The organism is Novosphingobium sp. KN65.2 (assembly GCF_001368935.1).
Lineage (GTDB): Bacteria > Pseudomonadota > Alphaproteobacteria > Sphingomonadales > Sphingomonadaceae > Novosphingobium > Novosphingobium mathurense.
In genome coordinates, this window is the sequence record NZ_CCBH010000147.1 from 46,170 (window position 1) to 66,747 (window position 20,578).

General features: G+C 63.1%; 16 protein-coding genes. 3 read left to right on the top strand and 13 right to left on the bottom strand.

What is annotated here, in order from left to right:
* Positions 1-68 precede the first annotated feature (68 nt).
* From SPHV1_RS10930 to SPHV1_RS10975, 10 genes are all read right to left on the bottom strand, one after another.
* Entirely contained in the window at positions 69-1,886 is a 1,818-nt protein-coding gene (locus SPHV1_RS10930) for a response regulator (RefSeq protein ID WP_054946072.1), read from the bottom strand.
* Positions 1,876-2,748, bottom strand: a complete 873-nt coding sequence (locus SPHV1_RS10935) for a protein-glutamate O-methyltransferase CheR (protein ID WP_054946073.1) — start codon at positions 2,746-2,748, stop codon at positions 1,876-1,878. The genes SPHV1_RS10930 and SPHV1_RS10935 overlap by 11 nt, the downstream gene beginning before the upstream one ends.
* Positions 2,733-5,828 (bottom strand): response regulator, encoded by a 3,096-nt coding sequence (locus SPHV1_RS10940; protein ID WP_054946074.1) that lies wholly within the window; start codon positions 5,826-5,828, stop codon positions 2,733-2,735. The genes SPHV1_RS10935 and SPHV1_RS10940 overlap by 16 nt, the downstream gene beginning before the upstream one ends.
* A gap of 214 nt (positions 5,829-6,042) precedes the next feature.
* Positions 6,043-7,479, bottom strand: a complete 1,437-nt coding sequence (locus SPHV1_RS10945; protein ID WP_054946075.1) for an efflux transporter outer membrane subunit — start codon at positions 7,477-7,479, stop codon at positions 6,043-6,045.
* 14 nt (positions 7,480-7,493) lie between these two features.
* Complete coding sequence (locus SPHV1_RS10950; protein WP_054946076.1) at positions 7,494-10,682, bottom strand: efflux RND transporter permease subunit; 3,189 nt, start codon at positions 10,680-10,682, stop codon at positions 7,494-7,496.
* Between the two features lie 62 nt (positions 10,683-10,744).
* Complete coding sequence (locus tag SPHV1_RS10955; RefSeq protein WP_197277706.1) at positions 10,745-12,022, bottom strand: efflux RND transporter periplasmic adaptor subunit; 1,278 nt, start codon at positions 12,020-12,022, stop codon at positions 10,745-10,747.
* A complete protein-coding gene (locus tag SPHV1_RS10960) occupies positions 12,019-12,426 on the bottom strand; it encodes a hypothetical protein (protein ID WP_054946077.1) in 408 nt (135 codons plus the stop codon). Before SPHV1_RS10960 ends, SPHV1_RS10955 begins: the two co-directional genes overlap by 4 nt.
* A gap of 423 nt (positions 12,427-12,849) precedes the next feature.
* Entirely contained in the window at positions 12,850-13,461 is a 612-nt protein-coding gene (locus SPHV1_RS10965; protein WP_054946078.1) for a TetR/AcrR family transcriptional regulator, read from the bottom strand.
* Positions 13,462-13,596: 135 nt separating this feature from the next.
* Positions 13,597-14,376, bottom strand: coding sequence for an SDR family oxidoreductase (locus SPHV1_RS10970; RefSeq protein ID WP_054946079.1), 780 nt, complete (start codon positions 14,374-14,376; stop codon positions 13,597-13,599).
* 65 nt (positions 14,377-14,441) lie between these two features.
* A complete protein-coding gene (locus SPHV1_RS10975) occupies positions 14,442-15,269 on the bottom strand; it encodes an alpha/beta fold hydrolase (RefSeq protein ID WP_054946093.1) in 828 nt (275 codons plus the stop codon).
* A 141-nt stretch (positions 15,270-15,410) separates the two neighbouring features.
* Here SPHV1_RS10975 and SPHV1_RS10980 point away from each other — a divergent pair, with 141 nt between their 5' ends.
* Together SPHV1_RS10980 and SPHV1_RS10985 are read left to right on the top strand one after the other, a co-directional pair.
* Entirely contained in the window at positions 15,411-16,397 is a 987-nt protein-coding gene (locus tag SPHV1_RS10980) for a GlxA family transcriptional regulator (protein ID WP_054946080.1), read from the top strand.
* Positions 16,398-16,755: 358 nt separating this feature from the next.
* Positions 16,756-16,977, top strand: coding sequence for a hypothetical protein (locus tag SPHV1_RS10985; RefSeq protein WP_054946081.1), 222 nt, complete (start codon positions 16,756-16,758; stop codon positions 16,975-16,977).
* A gap of 313 nt (positions 16,978-17,290) precedes the next feature.
* On the opposite strand, the gene SPHV1_RS24985 is transcribed toward SPHV1_RS10985, so the two are convergent.
* The 3 genes from SPHV1_RS24985 to SPHV1_RS10995 all read right to left on the bottom strand — a co-directional run bounded on the left by SPHV1_RS24985 (position 17,291) and on the right by SPHV1_RS10995 (position 19,416).
* Positions 17,291-17,536 (bottom strand): hypothetical protein, encoded by a 246-nt coding sequence (locus tag SPHV1_RS24985; protein WP_156367333.1) that lies wholly within the window; start codon positions 17,534-17,536, stop codon positions 17,291-17,293.
* Positions 17,537-17,923: 387 nt separating this feature from the next.
* Entirely contained in the window at positions 17,924-18,340 is a 417-nt protein-coding gene (locus tag SPHV1_RS10990) for a RidA family protein (RefSeq protein ID WP_054946082.1), read from the bottom strand.
* A complete protein-coding gene (locus tag SPHV1_RS10995; RefSeq protein WP_197277707.1) occupies positions 18,334-19,416 on the bottom strand; it encodes a DSD1 family PLP-dependent enzyme in 1,083 nt (360 codons plus the stop codon). The genes SPHV1_RS10990 and SPHV1_RS10995 overlap by 7 nt, the downstream gene beginning before the upstream one ends.
* A 200-nt stretch (positions 19,417-19,616) precedes the next feature.
* On the opposite strand from SPHV1_RS10995, the gene SPHV1_RS11000 reads away from it, so the two are divergent.
* On the top strand, positions 19,617-20,537 hold the full coding sequence (locus tag SPHV1_RS11000; RefSeq protein ID WP_054946084.1) for a LysR family transcriptional regulator: 921 nt from the start codon (positions 19,617-19,619) through the stop codon (positions 20,535-20,537).
* The last annotated feature ends 41 nt before the right edge of the window (positions 20,538-20,578 follow it).

The window sequence follows — 20,578 nt, forward strand, 5'->3', positions numbered from 1 at the left end:
GCCTGACGTCATCCGATTCGCGCGACTACCCATATTCGGCGACGTTCTGCCAATTGCCTGCTTCGCCTTTACGATACGGTTGTGGGCGAAGCGAATGCATTGATCGTGGAGACGATCTGGTCCGCGCGGAATGGTTTGGAAAGCAGGGGGGCATTCTCGTGACCGGCTGGCAGGTTTTCGCGCCCGTATCCGCTGACGAATGCAAAGGGGATGCCGCGCGATTGCAGGGTGGCGGCGACGCTTTCCACCGCTTCCCCGCGCAGATTGCCGTCGAGGATCGCGCCGTCCGCTTCTGTGGTTTCGATCAGGCTGAGCGCTGACGCGACCGTCGATGCCGAGCCTGCGACGATGCCGCCTGCATCCTCGATAATGGTCATGAGTTCCATGGAAACGAGCGGTTCGTCCTCGATAACCAGGACGCGCATGTCTGCAAGCGTGTCGAGCGGTGTATCGGCTTCTGGCGTGCGCATGGCGCCTCCTTGCGTTTCGGACTGCTTGCGTGCGGCAATGGCCGAGGCGGGGCAGGGCAGGACGAGTTCCCACTTCATGCCCGCCGGATCGGCGTGCATCGTCGCGCCGCCGCCATCTGCTGCCAGGCTGCGTTCGATCATCGTCTTGCCGAAACCCGTTCGGGTCGGCGCCTCCACGCGCGGGCCGCCGCTTTCCACCCAGTCGAGCTTCAGCCGATCCCCGGCGATCTGCCAGGTCAGAGAAACGGTGCCCCCGGCCCCCGAAAGCGCGCCGTATTTGTGGGCATTGGTGACAAGTTCGTGCAGGACCAGCGCAAGGTGCAGGGCGGGTTCAGGGCCCAGGTCGACGTCCGGTCCCTGCGCTTTGACCCGCGCCGGGTCGAAAGTCCCGATCGCAACCTGCCCGGCAATGAGCTGGCGAAGATCCGCGCCCTGCCATGTTGCGCTGCTGAGCAGCGAATGTGCCTTTGCCAGGGCGTCGATACGCCCAAGGAAAGTGGCGGAGAAATCCCCCGGTCCGGAGGAAAAACGCAAGGTCTGGCGAGAAATCGCCTGAACCGTGGCGAGCGTGTTCTTCACCCGGTGATTGAGTTCGCCGTTGAGCAGGCGCTGCGCCTCCTCGGCCCGGACGCGGTCGGTGATATCGAGGATCTGCAGGTTCACGGAGATCAGGTGTCCGGCAGGATCGTAAATGGCCGAGCAATGGCATTCGCAGGTCAAGGTAGAGCCGGTCGTGGTAAGAAACCGCAGCGTGTGTGTTTCGCGGTTTGCCGTGCCGCCGATCATATCGCCGACAAGTGCGCTGAATGTCTCGGCATCTTCGGCGCTGAGCCAGTCGATCCGACTAGCGTTGTATCCTTTCACTTCGGCCGCGCGCCAACCGAACAGGCGTTCAGCTCCGTTCGACCAGGCAATGACTTGCTGCGTGCTGTCCAGTTCGACGATTGCGAGCGGTGAATTGTCGCTGTGCGCGGTCAGTCGCGCCAGCGCCGTGGCCAGATCGTCGCGCTGGCGGGCCAGTTCTCGCCGCTGGGCGTAGAGCTCGGTGAACACCTTGACCTTGCTGCGCAGGATGTGGGTGTCGACCGGTTTGAGAAGGTAATCGACCGCACCAGCTTCATAACCGCGAAAGCGGCGGCGTTCATCGGTGGCGACTGCGGTAAGGAAGAGGATCGGGATCGAACGGGTGCGTTCGAGGCCGCGCATCAATTCGGCCAGTTCGAAGCCGTCCATGCCCGGCATCTGCACATCGAGGAGAGCCAGCGCGACATCGTGGCAAAGCAGCAGTTCCAGTGCTTCCTCGCCCGATCTGGCCTGAAGGATCTCTACCTCGCCATCGGCCAGAAGGGCATCGAGCGCGACGAGATTTTCGACGATATCGTCAACGGCGAGGATACGGATGGGGTCAGGATTCATGGGTGATCTCTCGCAGCGGCAGGGTGTTGCGACGGTAGATCTTCATGTGATCGTCGAAATCGCCAAAACCCTGGGAATAGCGTGAAAGGCGCAGGGTCTCCTTGGTCCCCAGCCCAAGGAATCCGCCTCGAACGAGTGAGTCCGCGAACAGGCCCAATGCCCTGTCCTGAAGCGGCCGGTCGAAGTAGATGAGCACGTTGCGACTGGAAACGAGGTGCACTTCGGAAAAGACCTCGTCACTGGCAAGGTTATGTTCGGCAAAAACGGCGCGCCGACGCAATGACTTGTCGAAGATCGCGCTGCCATAAGCTGCGGTGTAATAATCCGACAGGGACGTGCGCGCGCCGGATTGCTGGTGGTTCTCGGTGAACTGTGCGATCCGGTCGAGGTCGTAGACGCCGGCCTGCGCGCGCTTGAGGGCGGCGGGGCTGATGTCGGTGCAATAGAAGATGGCCCGGTCCTCAAGCCCTTCCTCGCGAAGGAGAATGGCCAGCGAGTAGAATTCCTCGCCGTTGGCGCATCCCGCTATCCAGATCTTGAGCGAGGGGAAGGTCTTGAGATGTGGGATCACGTTTTCCCGCAGGGCGCGGAAATAGGCGGGATCGCGGAACATCTCGCTCACCTGGATGGTGAGGAAGCCCATCAGTTCTGCGAAGGCAGCAGGCTCGCGCAGGATGCGGTGCTGCAGCTCGGAAAGACTGGCGCAGCCGAACCTCTGCATCGCCCGCACCAGGCGGCGGTGCAGCGAACTGCGCGAATAACCGCGGAAGTCGTAATGGTAATGTCGCCAGATCGCCTCGAGCAGCAGATCCAGTTCGACTTCTTCGTGCGGTTCGAAGGTTTCGATCAACGCGGCATCCATACGCGCACCAGGCTCAGGAGTTTGTCGACGTCGAGGGGCTTGGAAAGATAATCGCTGGCGCCCGCCTCGATGCATTCCTGCTGATCGCGCGCCATGGCCTTGGCGGTCAGGGCGATGATCGGCAGGGTGCGGCCCCATTCGCGCTCGCGGATCTTGCGGGTGGCGGTAAGGCCATCCATTTCCGGCATCATCACGTCCATGAGCACCAGTTCAACGGGCGTGCTGCCGGTCATCGCCTCGTCCAGTGCATTGAGCGCCTCGATCCCGTTGCGCGCGATGCGCACGTTGACGCCGTGCGGCTCCAGGACGCTCGACAGGGCATAGATGTTGCGGATGTCGTCTTCGACGACAAGCACGTTGCGCCCTTGCAGCGCTTCGTCGCGGTTCAGCGACTTTGCGATCAGCTGTTGCTGCGGCTCGGGAAGGTCGGAGACGACCTTGTGCAGGAACAGGGTGACTTCATCGAGCAGGCGCTCCGGCGACTTTGCGCCCTTGACGATGATCGACTTGGAATAGCGGCGAAGCTTGAGCTCTTCCGCGGCCGAAAGGTCGCGCCCGGTATAGACGATCACCGGCGGGAACGGGACGCTCTCGTCCGCGCTCAGGCGTTCGAGCAGTTCCATTCCCGATGCGTCGGGCAGGTTGAGGTCGAGCACCATGCAATCGAAACTCTCGCGCCCGAGCATCTCGAAACACTGTGCGGCCGAGAAGGCCTCGACGGTTTCGACATCGCGGGAACCCAGCAGGAGGCTGACGCTCTCGGCCTGCTTGGCATCGTCTTCAACAACGAGGACGCGGCGCATGCGCTGTACCATGCGCTGTTCAAGGCTCTCGAGCATTTGCACGAGCTGCTCGCGCTGAACCGGCTTGAACAGATAGCCCATAGCGCCGCTCGCCAGGGCCGTCTGGCTTTCGTCGTCGACCGAGACGACGTGGACCGGGATGTGGCGGGTGCGCACGTCCCGCTTGATGCGGTCGAGTACCGACAGTCCGGTATGATCGGGCAGGTTCATGTCGAGGATGACGGCGCTGGGCACGTATTGTCGGGCGAGTAACGCGCCTTCGTCGGCGGTGTCCGCGATCAGTGTGGAAAAGCCCTGCTCGCGCACCAGATCGCGCAAGATCCGGGCGAATACCGGATCGTCCTCGACGATCAGGATCACCCGGTCGTCAGCGGTGAGGCGCTCGCGATCGTCTTCGGGCGCGTCGGGAGAGCGGACGGGAGCCGCGGGCGCCGGCACGGGCTTGCTTCTTGCTGCAGAAGGCGCCGGTGCGGGACGTGGCGCGACCTGCCCGGCCGGAGAAAAGAACTTTGCAGGCAGGACAAGCGAGAAGGCACTGCCTTCACCCGGTGCGCTTTCGACTGCGACTTCACCGCCCAGCACGTGCGCCAGTTCGCGCGAGATCGAAAGGCCAAGGCCGGTCCCGCCGTACTTGCGGCTGACCGACCCGTCGGCCTGGCGGAATGCTTCGAAGATCGCGCCTTGTTGATCGGACGGAATGCCGACACCCGTGTCGCGCACGGTGAAGGCGATCCTGTCATCCGTCTGGCGGGCAACCGACAGGGCGATCCGGCCGCGATCGGTGAACTTGATCGCATTGGAAAGGAAGTTCTTGAGCACCTGCTCGACGCGCTGCGGATCGGTTTCGAGGGCAAGATCCGGCTCGTCGATTTCAATGGCGAATTCCAGGCCCTTGTCGGTAGCCGCCGGTTCGAACAGCCGCCGCAGCTTTTCTGCGATGCCGGATACACCGGTGACATGGGGATCGAGCTCGACCTTGCCGGCTTCGATCTTCGAGATGTCGAGAACGTCGTTGATCAGGATGAGCAGGTCGTTGCCCGAGGTTTCGATGGTCTGGGCGTGCCTGACCTGTTCCTCGGTCAGATTGCCGGAACGGTTCTCTGCCAGCAGTCGCGCCATGATCAAAAGTGAATTGAGCGGGGTGCGCAGTTCGTGGCTCATGTTGGCCAGGAATTCGGACTTGTAGCGGCTCGCCTGTTCAAGGTCTCCGGCCTGCGCCTTGAGCGATTTCTGCGCCCGCGTCAGGTCGTCGCGCTGGACTTCGAGCTGCCGTGCCTGTTCCTCGAGTTGGGCATTGGTCTGCTCGAGTTCGCTTTGCTGCGCTTCCAGCTCCTTGGCGGAGTCCTGCAACTGGCGGCTTTGCGTCTCGAGTTCTTCGTTGCTTGCGCGCAGTTCCTCGCTCTGGGCCTGCAGTTCCTCGGCCTGCTGCTGCGTTTCGGCGAGCAGTTCCTGCAGCCTTTCGCGGTATTTGCCCGAGCGGATGGCGACGCCGAGTTGGCCTTCTAACCGTTCCAGCAGTTCCTGCGCATGCGCGACCCTGCTTGCCGGAAGGCCAAGTTCGATCACCGCGTTGACCACGCCGTCTGCATAGGCGTTGGCGATCAGCAGTGTCGCCGGTTTAGCCTGTCCCAGGCTCGAGCCGAAATAGAGATAACCGTCGGGCACCTGATCCAGCACGAACGAGCGCCGCTCTCTCACCGCCTGCCCGAGCAGGCCGTCGCTGACGTCGAAGCGCAGGGGGATCGGTGCCTCGGCCGGCACGCCATATGTCGCATAACGGCGATATCCCTGGCCGTTGCGAATGTAGATCGCACCGGCGCGAGCGCCGAGATAAGCGGCAAGATAGCGCAGCGCGGCATCGCCCAGTTCATCCAGTTTCTTCTCGCCGCTAATCTCGCGGGCAAGCCCCACCTGCCCGGACTGCAGCCAGCGTTCATGCAAGACCGTCCGCCGGTTGCGAATGAACAGATAGCCCACTCCGGCAAGCAGCCAGGTTACAGCGGTGCCGACACTGCGGTTGGTGATGGCAAGGGTGGGGTCGATGCCTGCCGGGGCAAACAGGAAGCCGAGCACCGCCAGCGCCGTGGCAGTCGCGGCTATGACTGGTGGCACAATGGGCGATGGCGCTACATAGGCCAGCACCACGGGCAGCAGATAGACCACCCACACGGCCGTGCCGAGGGGGAAGGTCAGGTCCGCAAGGAAGGGCAGGAGCAGGGAGAGTGCGAGCCCGAAATAGACAAGGGAGGGATGCCCGGATTTGACCTTATCCTTCATCCCTCAAGCCACTCGTGGAGCGAGTGAGAAGAACTTCCGGCCACCGCGCACGAATTGCGCCTGCTGCCGGTACCTGACGATTGCATCGAGAAATCCCCTGTGTCGACTGCGCGCTAACGCACGAAATCGACACGGGTTCCCGTAATGTGCGATCAGACATTTGATCCGCGCCTATGGAAATGCCTTCTGAGTCGCAATCCCCATTCCGGCGCGGTCATGGCGCTGCCGATGTAATTGCGTGCGGTCTGTCCTGCCAGGTGCCGCCAAGGGCGCGGAAGAGATCGACTTGGGCGCGGGCCACGCCCTGTGTCGCCTGTGCGTAGGCGGCTTCGGACTGGGCGAGGGTGCGCTGTGCGTCGAGGACGTCGAGCGCGTCGATCTGACCGCGGCTCTGGCGGGCGATGCTCACTTGCGCGGCGCGGTCCGCGGCTTCTCGTGCCGATGCCAGCTGTTGTTTGTGCAGCAGGGCATTGCGGTAGGCCGAGAGTGCCGTCTCGGTTTCTTCAAGGGCATGCAGGACAGTGCCGTCGAAGGCGGCAAGGTCTGCCTTGGTATCGGCCTTCGCTTCGCCGATCCGGGCGCGGATCGCTTCCTGGTTGGGGAAGGCCCACGAGATCAGCGATCCCAGCAGCCATCGCAATGGTCCACCTGCAAAGATGTCGGTCGCGCCCACCGCAGTGGTTCCGACCGATCCGCCCAGCGTGATGCGTGGATAGAGGTCGGCGGTGGCGACGCCGATGCGGGCTGTATCGGCGGCGAGACGGCGCTCTGCGGCCCTGACGTCGGGACGTCGGGCAAGCAGCGCCCGGCCATCGCCTACCGGGATAGGCTGGGTTACGTCAGGTGTCGTGCGGCGTTCGCGTGCGGCCGCGGGGAGGTCCTGCGGGGTCTTGCCGGTGAGGGTTGCCAGGCGGAAGAGGGCTGCATCGCGCTGGGCCTGGATCGCCGGGATCGCCGCGGCCTGTTCATCGCGTAGCTGCGTGACGCGGATGACATCGAGCTTCTGGTTGAGTCCGCGTTCGAAACGCGCGCCGGTGATGCGCACCGAGCGGTCGAGCAGGTCGACCGTGTGCTGCGCGACGGCAAGCTGCTCGGCATAACTGGCGGCATCGACATAGGCGCGTACGGTGTCGGCCACGACCGTGACCCGCACGGCATCGGCATCTTCCTGCGCGGCACCGAGGCCTGCGCGCGATGCCTCGATCCCGCGCGAAACCCGGCCGAACAGGTCCACCTCGTATGATACCGAGAGCCCGGCGTCGACTGTTCTTCCTTCCCGATCCGCACCGGGCAGGGTGCGCGCTTGCGATGCCCGGCCGCAAGTCCCCGAGCCCTCGATGGAGGTCTGGGGCAGGATCTGCGAACGCGTGCCGCGCAGGCTGGCCCGCGCTCGCTCGATCCGGGCGACCGCCACCCTGATATCGGTATTGGCTGCCAGGGCATCGGAGACGAGTGCGTCGAGCACCGGATCGTCATAGAGCCGCCACCAGTCGGCCTGCGCCGGGCTCGTCGCCACTTCGGGTGACGCCGCGCCGATGAAGTCGGCTTCGGCACGCGCAGGAGGCGCAGGCGCTACATAGTCGGGCCCGGCAGCGCAGGCCGCGAGGCTGGTCGCGGCAAGCAATGCGGCAAGGAGATGGCGTGCATTCATCGGGGTAACTCCTTTCACTCCGCCGGGGCGGGCAGGGGATAGTTCTCCTGCGAACCGGCTGAAGGTTTGCGGCGCAGCCGCTCGCCAAGTGCGCGGCACACGACATAGAAGGTCGGGGTGAACAGCAGGCCGAAGCCGGTGACGCCGACCATGCCGAAGAACACGGCGGTGCCCAGTGCCTGTCGCAGCTCCGCCCCTGCGCCCTGCGCGATCACCAGCGGCACGGCGCCCAGGATGAAGGCGAAGCTGGTCATCAGGATCGGACGCAGGCGGGTGCGCGCGGCAAAGACGGCGGCCTCGACCGGCGACATGCCCTGTTCGTCCTCGGCCTGCTTGGCGAATTCGACCACGAGGATTGCGTTCTTGGCTGCCAGCGCGATCAGGACCACGAGGCCGATCTGGGTCAGGATGTTGTTATCCATGCCCCTGATGTCGACACCCAGCATGGCCGCAAACAGGCACATCGGCACGATCAGGATGATCGCCAGCGGCAGGGTCAGGCTCTCATACTGCGCTGCAAGGACAAGGAAGACGAACAGTACGGCCATACCGAAGACGACACCGGCTGTATTGCCGGCGCTGGTCTGCTGGAAGGCGATGCCGGTCCATTCGTGGCCGTAACCTGCCGGCAGCGTATCGTCGGCGATGCGCTCCATCGTCGTCAGCGCCTGTCCGGTCGAATAGCCCGGTGCGACGCTTCCGTCGACTTCGACCGCGCGCTGCAGGTTGTAGCGCACGACACGGTAGGGGCCGGTCTTGTCCTCGAAGGTCGCGACCGAACCGATCGGCACCATCGCGCCCGAGTTCGAGCGGGTCTTGAGGTTGGCAATGTCTGCCGTCGTCCCGCGATAGGGTGCATCCGCCTGTGCAGTGACGCGATAGGTACGGCCCAGCAGGTTGAAGTCGTTGACGAAGGCGGAGCCGAGATAGACCTGCAGCGCTTCGAACACGCGTTCGGGAGGGACGCCCAGCATGTCCGCCTTGCGCCGGTCGACATCGGCATAGACGCGCGGGGTGTTGAGGTTGAACAGGGTATAGACCTGGTTCAGTTCGGGCGTCTGGTTCGCCTGCGCGATCATCGCGCCTGCGGCTTTTGCCAGCTCGGCATAGCCGCGCCCGTCCTTGTCCTCCACGATCATCCGATAGCCGCCGGGAGGGACGATGCCGTTGATGGTTGGCGGGGGCAGCAGCAGGACCTGTGCCTTGTCGAAGCCCTTCAGCGCGGCTTGCGCCTGTTCCATGATCCCGGCGTAGGTGACGCCCAGCTTCTTGCGCTCCTCGAAACTCTTGAACGGGAAGTAGATGGCGGCGGCATCGGGGGCAGCCGTGCGCGAGGGGCCGTGGAAGCCGGCAAACATCACCGCGCCGCGCAGGCCCTTGACCGGAAGGATGCGCCTGGCGACTTCCTGGGTTGCTGCATCGGTTCGCGACAGCGAGGAACCGGGCGGCAGGAAGATCGCCGCCATGAAATAGCCCTGGTCCTGTTGCGGCACGAAGCCGGTCGGGGTTGCCCAGAACAGGCCGACAGTCGCGGCAATGAGCGCGCCGTAGGTTGCCATCATGCGCACCGGCTTTCTGACGAGGCGCAAGGTGAGCCCCGCATAGGCTGTGCTCATCCGTTCGAACCCGCGATTGAAGCGGTCGGCTGCAGAATGCAGTGCGCGCTTCCAGCGCGGTGCATCGTCGGGCAGGGCATGGCGTTCGCGCAGCAGGATCGCCGCCAGTGCCGGCGACAGTGTGAGCGAGATCAGCAGCGAGATCGCCGTTGCGGTCGAGATCGTGACGGCAAACTGCTTGTAGAACGCCCCCGATATGCCGGAGATGAACAGGGTGGGCACGAAGACCGCGCAGAGCACCAGGACGATGGCGACAAGCGCGCCGGAAACTTCGTCCATCGAGCGGCGGGCGGCGTCGATCGGGCGCATCCCTTCCTCGATGTAACGTTCGACGTTCTCGACCACGACGATGGCGTCATCGACGACAATGCCGATCGCGAGTACCATGCCGAAGAGCGAGAGATTGTTGAGCGAATAGCCGACCGCCGCGAGCATGATGGCGGTGCCGATCAGCGACACCGGGATGGCCACGATGGGGATGACCGCCGCGCGCCAGTTCTGCAGGAAGACAAGGATGACGAGGACGACCAGCACCACTGCCTCGAGCAGGGTGTGATAGACCGCGTCGATCGACTGGCCGATGAATTCGGTGGGATTGTAGATCACCGAATATTCCAGGCCCTGCGGGAACGACTTGGAGAGCTCGTCCATCTGCGCACGAACCGCCTGCGCCGAATCGAGCGCGTTCGAACCCGGGCGTTGCATTACGGCCATGACTACGGTTGGATTGCCCGAAAGATAAGTGTTGGTCGTGTAGTCCTGTGCGCCGAGTTCGACCCGGGCGACGTCGCGCACGCGCACCTGCCGGCCGTCCGCATCGGTGCGCACGATGACATCGCCGAACTGCTCGGGCGTCTTCAGGCGGCCCTGCAGTTCCACGCCGATCTGGTAGGCGTTGCCGGTGTCGAACGGCGGTTGGCCGAGCGCGCCGGAGGAAACCTGCACGTTCTGCGCGCGCAGGGCCGAGACGATTTCGCCCGCGGTCAGGTCCAGCGCGGCTGCCTTGCCCGGATCGATCCATATCCGCATGCCGTAGTCGCGCGCGCCGAACAGGCGCACATCGCCCACGCCGTCGATGCGGGCCAGCTTGTCCTTTACCTGGGTCAGGGCATAGTTCGAAAGGTAGTCGCGATCGAACGTGCCGTCGGGCGACTGCAGGTTCACCACCATCAGGAAGTCGGGCGAGGACTTGCGGGTGACGACACCGAGTTGCTGCACTTCCTGTGGCAAGCGCGGGGTCGCCACGGCAACGCGGTTCTGCACGAGAACCTGCGCGGCATCGAGATCGGTGCCGATCTTGAAGGTAACGGTGATCGTCACCTTGCCGTCGCCGGTCGACTGCGAATCCATGTAGAGCATGTCGTCGACGCCGTTGATCTCCTGTTCGATCGGCGCGGCGACAGTATCGGCTACGGTTTCGGCGGAGGCGCCGGGATATTGCGCGCTCACCGTAACGGTGGGCGGGACGATGTCGGGGTACTGGGTGACGGGAAGGCCGATGAACGCAAGCGCCCCCACCACGGTGATGATCACCGCGATGACGCCTGCGAAGATCGGCCGGTCGATGAAGAACCGGGAAAATCGCATGATAATGTGCCCCTGCTAGGGGGACGCGTGCCTAGGGAGATCGCGTCCCCGTTACGGGTGGATCAGTTGTTGAGGGTCGCCTGCGAGGCCATCGGCACCGATGCGCCCGGGGCGGTGATCGTATGCGTATTGGCCGCGATCATGCCCCTGCGGGTCTCGACCTTGGCGCCGGTGACGGCGGCCTGATAGTTCGAGATCACGACGCGGTCGTCCTTGGAAAGGCCCGAACGGATCACCCGCAGGCCGTCGACCAGCGGGCCGAGTTCGACCGGCTTGGCAGCGACCGTCCCGTCGTTGTTGACGGTCAGCACCACCTTGCGTGCCTGATCGGTCTGCACCGCATCGTCAGGCACCAGCAGGGCTCGGGTCTTTCCGCTTTCAGCGAGGCGCATGTTGCCGAACATGCCCGGGGTAAGGAAGCCGTTGGGATTGTCGAGTACGGCGCGGACCCGGATCGTGCCCGAGCGTGGGTCGAGACCGTTGTCGGTGAAGTCGAGTTTGCCGTTCCACTTGTATTCGGCTTCGTCCTGCAGGCGCACCTGCACGCGTGCGGGGGAATGGCTCGCTTCCTGCTCGCGCCGGGCCTTGAGGAACAGCGCTTCGGAAGCATCGAACGTGAAATAGATCGGGTCGACGGCATTGATCGTGGTCAGCAGCGTTGCGTTGGCGTTGTTGTCGCCGGAGACGAGGTTGCCGATATCGACGCGCCGGTCCGAGATGCGGCCGGAGATCGGCGCGCGCACCGTGGTGAACTCCACCTCGAGCGCACGCTGCCGTTCGCGGGCCTGGGCGGCGGCCAGTGCCGCTTGCGCCGAACGCATGCGGGTGCGAAGCTGGTCTACTTCGCTGGCGGCCATGGCCTCGTCTCCTGCTAGCCCGGCCACGCGATCGTAGTCGGAGCGGGCCAGTGCCAAAGCGCTGCGTGCCGCGGCGACGTTTGCCTGAGCCTCGGCAAGGGCGGCACGGTATGGCCGCTGGTCGACAGTGAAAAGCGGCTGGCCCTTGCGGACGAATTCGCCGTCCTTGAAGTAGATCCGGGTAATCGCCCCGGATACGCGCGGACGCACTTCGACCGATTGGCTGGGCGCGAAGCGGCCGACGTAGTCGTCCCACTGCGTTACGTCGCGCACCAGCGGATTGGCAGCCTGGACCTGGGGGACAGGCATCGCCACCGCCTCGGCCTTGCTGTCGTGAAGCAGGCTCCATCCGATTCCGGCTCCAGCCAGTGCAACGATACCGGCAAACGCGGCGAAACGCTTCCGCTGCCGGGTGCGTGCGTGACGTTCGCCCGAGGCAAGGAAGGACTGTTCGGGAATGTCGATCTTCGCAGGGAAATTCACGCAGCCAGCCTCCGGAACGGGGCGCGCTTGCGCCCGATGGTATCGATGACGGCGCCGACCTGCGCCTCGCTGTAGCCGGCGGCCTGAGCGTCCCGCACGGCCGAAACCGGGAGTGTGTAGCCCTTGTGCCAGGCCTGCACGGCCAGCCTGCGCAGGGCCTCGAGCCGTTCGTTGGCAAGGACCGGCGAGATCGGTTGCGGGCCGAGTATCAGCCGTGCGAGCCAGGACCGCTTGCGCTGCGGACGCAGTGTTTCGAGGCTGTCGCTGCGAGCCAGTTCGACGATGCGGTGCTCGAGGTCGGACAGTGCGGATACCGAGGGGTAACGCCGGGCTTCCTGTACGGACCTGTCGGCAGGCGCCGACAGTGCCTCCGGCGCCGCATCGGTGAAATCGATGAAGGCCATGGTTGTACTCCCTGAAATGACCGGCGCGCGCCCCGAGGGGCGGGGGGAAAGAAGGCGCGCGCCGGCCCGTTCCCGGCGCAAAGGGGGCCGGGAAATCTAGATGTATTCAGCCTTCCGCCCAGACGGGCATGCGCGCCCGTCATGGCAGCTGGCTTGGGTTCAAAGTGTCGGAGGCCACCCGCGGGGGGAGCGGAGGGCACCGGAATTCAGCCGGGGGGAACCGGTTTGGCAATTGCAGTCATCAGACTTCCTTGCGGTGAGTCGGGGGACTGCGTTCTGTACTGGATGGTATATATTGCGATGCGCAATTCCGTCAAGCGCATTCTATACTGACCGGTAAACTATTCCTTTGGGGCCTGCAAGCTTGTGGTGAAGCGGGAATTTCTGTGATTTTAGCTTCGGCTTACCGGTCGAATGGGCGTGTCAGCGACCGGGCCACATGGTCAGGAAAGTATCGACGACTGCATCGAGATCCTTGCGCTCGGCGCCGACCTGAGCCTTGACCGAGAGGCCCTGAAGGACCGTCAGCAGGCACTGGGCCAGTGCTTTTGCATCGACGTTTTCGGGAAGGTCGCCTTCGGCCTTGGCCCTTTCGAAGCGCTCGACGACGGCTGCTTCGGAGGAGGCGCGGCGTGCCACGACTTCCTTACGGATCGATTCTGCCTCTGTGGTGCAGGCCACCGAACTGATGACGCCCATGCAGCCTTGCGGGTCGCTGTCGCCGCAGTGAGTCTTCACCGCACCGCGCAGGATGCGATTCGCGACTTCGCGTGCCGTTGGCGCATCCAGCGACGTCTTGATGTAGCAGAGCTTGTCGCGCTCGTAGAGATCGAGGGCCTTCTTGAAGAGGGCTTCCTTGTTGCCGAAACAGGCATAAAGGCTGGGCTTGGTAATGCCCATGGCCTCGGTAAGCTCGGCCATGGAGGCGCCTTCGTAGCCGTGCTTCCAGAACACGCGCAGGGCGCTTGCCAGCGCTTCCTCGGGATCGAATTCCCGCGGACGGCCGCGTGTCTTGGTTGAAGCTGAGCATTCCATACCGAGTGGTACATAGTGATTGCCCTCCGTCTCGTCCAGTTATGCCTTGCATGGGCCGGTTGAGACGGAGGGCGGTTCGCGTCCTGCGCTAGTTCATTGTGCTCAGACTATCTGCGCCCTTGGCGTCAGCACCCTTCAAGCAAGGTAGCGTGCGGCAGGCTGCCGCCGGGACAGGTTGGGGTGGAGCGCAGTGCGTGCAGAGAGATAGTCGTCAAGGTCGCCGGAGTTGGGCAGCGCGGGAATTGTGATCGTTTCTCCCATGCGCAGTCCGGCCATGGCTGCATCGACCATGTCTTCGACATCCATGACCATTTCCGGGTCGAGACCGGCGAGTTGCTCCTCGGTCCAGATCGGGGTTCGGGTGATACCGGGCAAAACCGCTTGAACTTTCACGCCATGAGGACCGAGTTCGGCCGCCAGGGCTTCTGTGAAGGCCAGCACGTAAGCCTTGGTTGCCGGATAGGTCGCCGTGAAACTGGCAGGCATCAGCGCCGTCACCGAAGTGATGTTGACGATCGTGCCGTTGCCTGCTGCCGCCAGGCGTGGCGCCACTGCCGCACTGAGCCGCGTGACGGCAAGGACGTTGAGGTCGATCATCGTTGTCAGGTGGTCGATGTCGGCCTCGAGGAATCGGGTTTCGCCCGCGATCCCGGCGTTGTTGACGAGACCGGTAATGCGCGAGTCTTCACGCAGGCGCCTTTCGATGCCGGCGAGTTCTTCAGCATTCGAAAGGTCGGCCGCGAGGACCTCGACTTCTACGCCGGTCTCGCGTTGCAGTCGCTCGGCCAACTGGGCGAGGCGGTCAGCGCGACGGGCGACGAGAACGAGATCGTGGCCATTGCGGGCAAGACGATCGGCATAGACGGCGCCGATGCCGTCCGACGCGCCGGTAACGAGATATGTCTGCTTGGTCATGTCGAATACCTTTCTGATGGCGGGTAACGTGGGGGAAGGGGGGGCGGCATCCGCCGCCCCGGCAGTCACTCTCGGATGAAATTGAGCAGGTCGGCGTTGAACCGGTCCTGATGGGTTTGGGTCAGGCCGTGATCGGCACCTTTGTAGATCATGAGGACAGCGTCCTTGACGATCTTCACCGTTTCAAGTGCGGAGGCGCCGATCGGGACGATCTGGTCGTCATCGCCGTGCAGGACGAGCGTGGGTCGATCGAGCTTTGCGAGATCCTCATGGAAGTCGCTCTCCGAGAATGCCCGGATCGAGTCGAGCTGGCCCTTAAGGCCGCCCATCATGCCCTGGCGCCAGAATTCCAGCTTGAGCCCTTCGCTTACCGAAGCACCGTCGCGGTTGAAGCCGTAGAAGGGCGTTGTCACGTCGAGAAAGAACTGGCTGCGGTTGTCGAAGGTACCCTTGCGGATCGCGTCGAAGGCTTCGATCGGCTGGCCGCCGGGATTGGCTTCGGTCTTCAGCATCAGGGGAGGCACCGCGCCGATCAGCGCAACCTTTGCCACCCTCTTCGTGCCGTGACGCCCGACATACCGGGTCACCTCGCCGCCGCCGGTGGAATGACCGACCAGGATTGCATCGTGCAAGTCCAGCGTCTCGATCAGTTCGGCAAGGTCGTCCGCATACTGGTCCATGGTGTTGTTGTCCCAGACCTGGTCCGAACGGCCGTGGCTGCGGCGGTCATGGGCAATCGTGCGGAAGCCCTGCCCGGCAAAAAAAGCCATCTGCGGGTCCCAGACATCGGCCGAAAGCGGCCAGCCGTGCGAGAAAACGATGGGCTGTGCATCCTTGCTGCCCCAGTCCTTGAAGAAAATCTTCGTGCCGTCCTTGGTCTTCATGGTAGCCATAACATGTTTCCTTTCTTGCGGTGAGGGGCGTGTCCTGCCCTGTGCTTCGAAGGATAGGTCGATCTGCCCGGCCGCAGGATCGGCAGAACCGACATAAGGCGTGCCGAAACCGACAATCTGCACTTTCAATGGAGTTGCGAGATGACCGATGCGAATGAGAGTGTCGAAGTAGGCCTGATGCTCTACCGCGATTGCCAGATGGCGATGGTACACGGGATGACCGATCTACTCGCGGTGGCGTCGACGATTTCGGCTGATCGTGGCGGTCCTGTCCTTCGGGTGAGCCATTGGGCCAGAGGCGAGGACGGCACCTTCCGGCGCAGCTTCGACAACCGGCCGGGCAAGGACGGGACGCCCGCTATCCTCGTCGTGCCGGGGCGGTTGTCCGGAATACCCGATGCAGAGGAAGCGGCCCCCTATGCCCGCTGGTTGCTCGACCGGCACGGACACGGAGCCACCTTGGCCTCGACTTGCGGCGGTGCTTTCCTGCTGGCCGCGACCGGATTGCTATCGGGGCGGCCTGCGACAACGCACTGGTTCTTTGCCGAGCAATTGCGCGATCGTTTTCCGGATATTCTGGTCACCGAGGACAAGATCGTCGTCGAAGACGGTGACATCATCACCGCTGGCGGCCTGATGGCATGGACCGACCTGGGGCTGAGACTGATTGATCGCCTGCTCGGCCCGACCGTCATGATGGAGACCGGCAAGTTCTGGCTGATCGATCCATCAGGCCGTGAACAGCGCTACTACAGCAATTTCGCGCCGCGCCTGACTCACGGCGACGAGGCCATCCTGAAAGTCCAGCACTGGCTTCAGGGCAAGTCGGGACGGCCAGTTGCAGCTTCCGTCATGGCGGATATGGCTAATCTGGAAGAAAGGACGTTCCAGCGTCGCTTCAAGGCCGCAACGGGTATGCGTCCGATCGAGTATGTGCAGCACCTCAGGGTGGGCAAGGCGCGCGAAATGCTTGAGTTCACCAAACGCTCTATCGACCAGATTGCCTGGTCGGTGGGGTATGAGGATGCCGCCGCTTTCCGTCGCGTCTTCAATCGTATCGTCGGCCTGACCCCGGGTGAATATCGCCAGCGTTTTTCCAGCTCCGCCAGCCTGACCGCGGCTGCCTAGGCTGGGGCGAAGGGCTATCGAGCCCGATCCGGAATGGCGGCTTGGGCAATCCCGGCGGGTAGCCGGTTGCAGGAAATGCAACATGCCTGTTGCTTTTCGCACTTGCGTAATAATGCTGCGACGCACAAAAAGGACGGGCCTTTCAGGCATCCTCTCCCAAACTTTTCAACCCGGTCGATCTGGCCGGGTTTTTCTTTGCCCTAACGACTCTGCCTGTCATCAATCAGACGCAAGATCGTCAGATGCAGGCCTGTCGCCAGACGCCGGCCTTGTGAATGCTGCGGGTGCGAGCATAAGAACAATGTACTTGTATCGATGATCACCGGCGCGATACCATGGCCGAAAAGGGAGACGAGCCATGAATAACGTGAGATCCCCGTTTGCAGCGAAGGTATTGCTGGCCACGGGCGCATTGCTTGCCATCGCCGCATGTTCGAAGGAACCCACCGAGTACAAGGCGGACGTCAAGGACGAAAGCGGTGGGCAGTTGATCGTTCAGGATGCGGATGCAACAGGCGTTCCGGTCGATCTGCCCGACACGCCGATGACCCCGGTGCCGCCCAGCGAAGCGGCCCAATAGCGACCGCCAGGCTCAGCATATCACAAGCCAGGCATATCAAGGGCTGGCGCGTTTGGATCTTGCTTCGTGCCCGCAGGGGAGACTGGCGATCTGATCGCAGTCGGACGACAGCGTCGGTCCGCAGGTCCTGAAATTGTGGCTGTGCGGTGCAGGTTGTGGCTCCTGCTCGGCAGGGCGTGCATGTGGTCATGCAAAAAGGACCTCCGTCCAACTTGGGGACGGAGGCCTTGAAGTCGAGGTCGGCATCACGAAAACCGCGGTGCTTCCCTTCGGGTCGCCAGATTGCAGGCTGGCCTGCATGGGGTGGCGAGCGCTATTCCCGTTCGGGAGCAGCGTCTCGGGAACTGGTTTCGGAAAGAGCGCCTTCGACAAGCGCGCGACCAGCGTCACTCGCGACGACAAGGTCGATGGGGCGCGCACCGAGCATGGCATTGTTCGCGTTCATGAACTCGATCGCAGCCTCGCGCCCTAACACCGTGATAGCGAACTGGGTTACTTCGCCTTGCCGACGCGCTGCGGCTTGCGAGAGGCGCGATGTCGTCTTGCGGTTCGACCTCAAGTTCGGGTCTTCGCTAACAGACTGGTTTGGATTGATTTTGTGCTCAGGTCGGACTCCTCGTCACAAGCGGGAGCCCAAGATGTCTCTCAGTCGCAGGCGCTTAAGGAAATCAACTGCGATGACGGGACTCCTAGCATGCTTCGCCAGGGTTGTATCGCACAAAAGAAAAGTGCTGCGCCTTGCCTGGCAATCCTGAGGGTTTCTTCTGACCGCTCAAGCGCCAATGAAGCTCGGGCAAGGCATCGTCTGCGCAGCCCAGCCCTGCCATGACAGATGCCCCGGTCCAAGCTGCCTCTCGGTCATCGAACGTGACTGGGCACCCGTGCTGAACGAGTGCGAGAGGTGCTTGGAGCGGCCTATTCAAACCATCGTTATAAGGGCAGAAAATCAGTCACCGATTGCTGCAACTGCGTCGATTTCGACGAGATAGCCATAGTGGAGTTCCGGGACTGGCACCACAGAACGGGCGGGGCGGGTATCGCCCAGGAGTTCAGCGTAGATCGAATTGAAACGAGGCCAGTTTTCAACGCCCACCAGATAGACCGTTACCTTGACCAGATTCTCGATCGAACTGCCCGCCGCTTGGACAACGGCGAGCATGTTGCGGATCGCAAGCCGTGCCTGCTCGTCGAAATCCGCGTCCGGGCGATGCGTACCATTGGGCTCGATCGGCAACTGGCCAGATACGTAGACCTGCCCAGCGTGGATCACCCCTTGTGAATAGTGTCCCCCGGCGGCGGGAGCATTGGCCGTCGATATTGGCTTGGGAACTGCGCTGCTTGCGTCGACTGTCTGCATTACCATCCTCCGAAGCGGGGCCAGACGGCCTCGATCCTGTCGTCATTGCCCCTTACGACATGGTAGCTGTCATGTTGTGCACCGGTTGCACAGGCGTGGTTGGGAAGAATTCGCACGCGCGTGCCGATCGGCAGGTCGGGCAAGGGTGAAGCCGAACCGGGACGCACCTTGAGAATTCCGTGTTCCTGGTTTGCGTCGGCAAGGATCAGATCGCCCAAAGGTTGGCCGTCGATGTCGCAGACCAGGCCATAGCCCTGATCAACCGCTTGCTTGGCGGTTCCACGGTCACGCGACATGGCCATCCAGCCCGCATCGACGAGGATCCAGCCCTTTTCGGGCTGGTGACCGATCACTGTCGCAAGCACTGAGACGGCAATGTCGTCAATCTTGCAGACGCCGATGCCGGCCATGACGAGATCGAAGAAAACGAACACACCGGCGCGTACTTCCGTCACGCCGTCGAGGTTCTGTGCGAAGTGGGCCGTCGGTGTGGAGCCGACGCTGACGACGGGGCATGCGAAGCCGGCTTCGCGCAAGATCGTGGCGGCCTGAACGGCGGCGGCACGCTCACCTTCAGCGCAGGCGCGAAGCGCGTCGTCGCCGCGGGCGTCATAGCTGGCGCCGGCATGCGTCAGTACGCCGCGCAGGTTGGCACCGTCTTCCAGTGCTCGCGCAATTGCGATGAGGTGGGCTGCATCACCGGGCAGGACGCCAGACCGGTGCCCGTCGCAGTCAATCTCGATCAGTGCAGGGATTGCGTCACCGGCCAGCCGCGACGCCTCGGCAACTGCGCGCGCCTGTTCGACCGTGTCCAGCGTTACCGCGAGATCGACGCCTTTTGCGCGAAGGGCAAGGACCCGCTCGATCTTGTCGGGAGAAATGCCCACCGCATAAGTGAGGTCGGTAACCCCGGCTGCGGCAAAACGCTCCGCTTCCTTCAAGGTCGAAACCGTCGCCGGACCGGCTGCAGTGGTCATGACACGCCTTGCGGCGTCGACCGACTTGGTCGTTTTCAGATGGGGGCGCAATGCGACGCCCAGAGTGTCCAAGCGTGAGCGAAGGCGTGCAACGTTGCGATCCATTCGGTCAAGATCGAGGATGAGGCAGGGTGTGCCGACATCCTTCAGGGTGTGGCCGGAGCTGTCGGCTCCGACTTGGGGTGATGCTTCCAGCAAGATGGGCTCCGCTTTGCGTCCAGATGTGGTTTCAGGCCGATCAGTCTATTGATCGCATCGCATCATTCAATTAATTATATTGTCATATTCAATTAAGGTTGAAATTAATGCTATCGAGTGATGACCTCCTCTTCTTCGGAACCATCACAGCGTCTGCATCTCTGGCAGATGCGGCGCGCCAGCTGAACGTCTCGCCGCCGGCGGTCACCCAGAGGCTCAAGGCAATCGAACAGCGTATCGGCGTGCGGTTGATCGTTAGATCCATGCGGGGACTTGTCCTGACGGACGAGGGCGAGCTTGTTGCTGCCGAAGGCGCCGCCATTATCGATGCGATCGAGCGGCTGGACGATCGACTGGAGAGAAGATCCACATCCGTCCGGGGAAAGCTGCGGATTGCGGCGCCCTATGGTTTCGGCCGGGACTACGTTGCACCCGTAGTCGGTGAATTCGCCCGGCTGCATCCTGAAGCCACCGTGACCCTGGAACTGTCTGACCATCCGGCGACTCTATCGTCGGACAGCTGGGATCTGGTCATTCACATCGGCGCATTGAATACGGTTGGCCGAATTGTCACGACCTTGGCTCCCAATCACCGCATCGCCTGCGCGTCGCCTTGCTATATCGCGGAGCATCCTCCCATCATCGAGCCGGACGACTTGCAGCAGCATCGTTGCCTGGCCCTGCGAGAGAACAACGAGGACGTCACGCTCTGGCGCTTTACAAAGGCGAAATGCGATCCGGCGACGGTTCGCATCAAGCCCGTCATGGCAACGAACGACGGTGCCGTCATGCGCAACTGGGCGTTGGCTGGACTGGGCGTTATTGTCCGGTCCGAGTGGGACCTTGCAGGTGATATTGCGGCGGGACGGCTGGTGCGTATCCTGCCCGATTGGCAGTGCCCCGATGCAGATGTCGTGGCACTGCTTGGGGCCCGGCATGGCAGGTCCCGACGAGCGACGGCATTTCTGGAATTGATGCGGGCATCGCTGCATCCGGTGCCATGGCGAGAAGCCGGGCGAGGCACCTGATTGCGATTGTATCTGCAGGATTTTAGCGTCCCGCTTTAGGA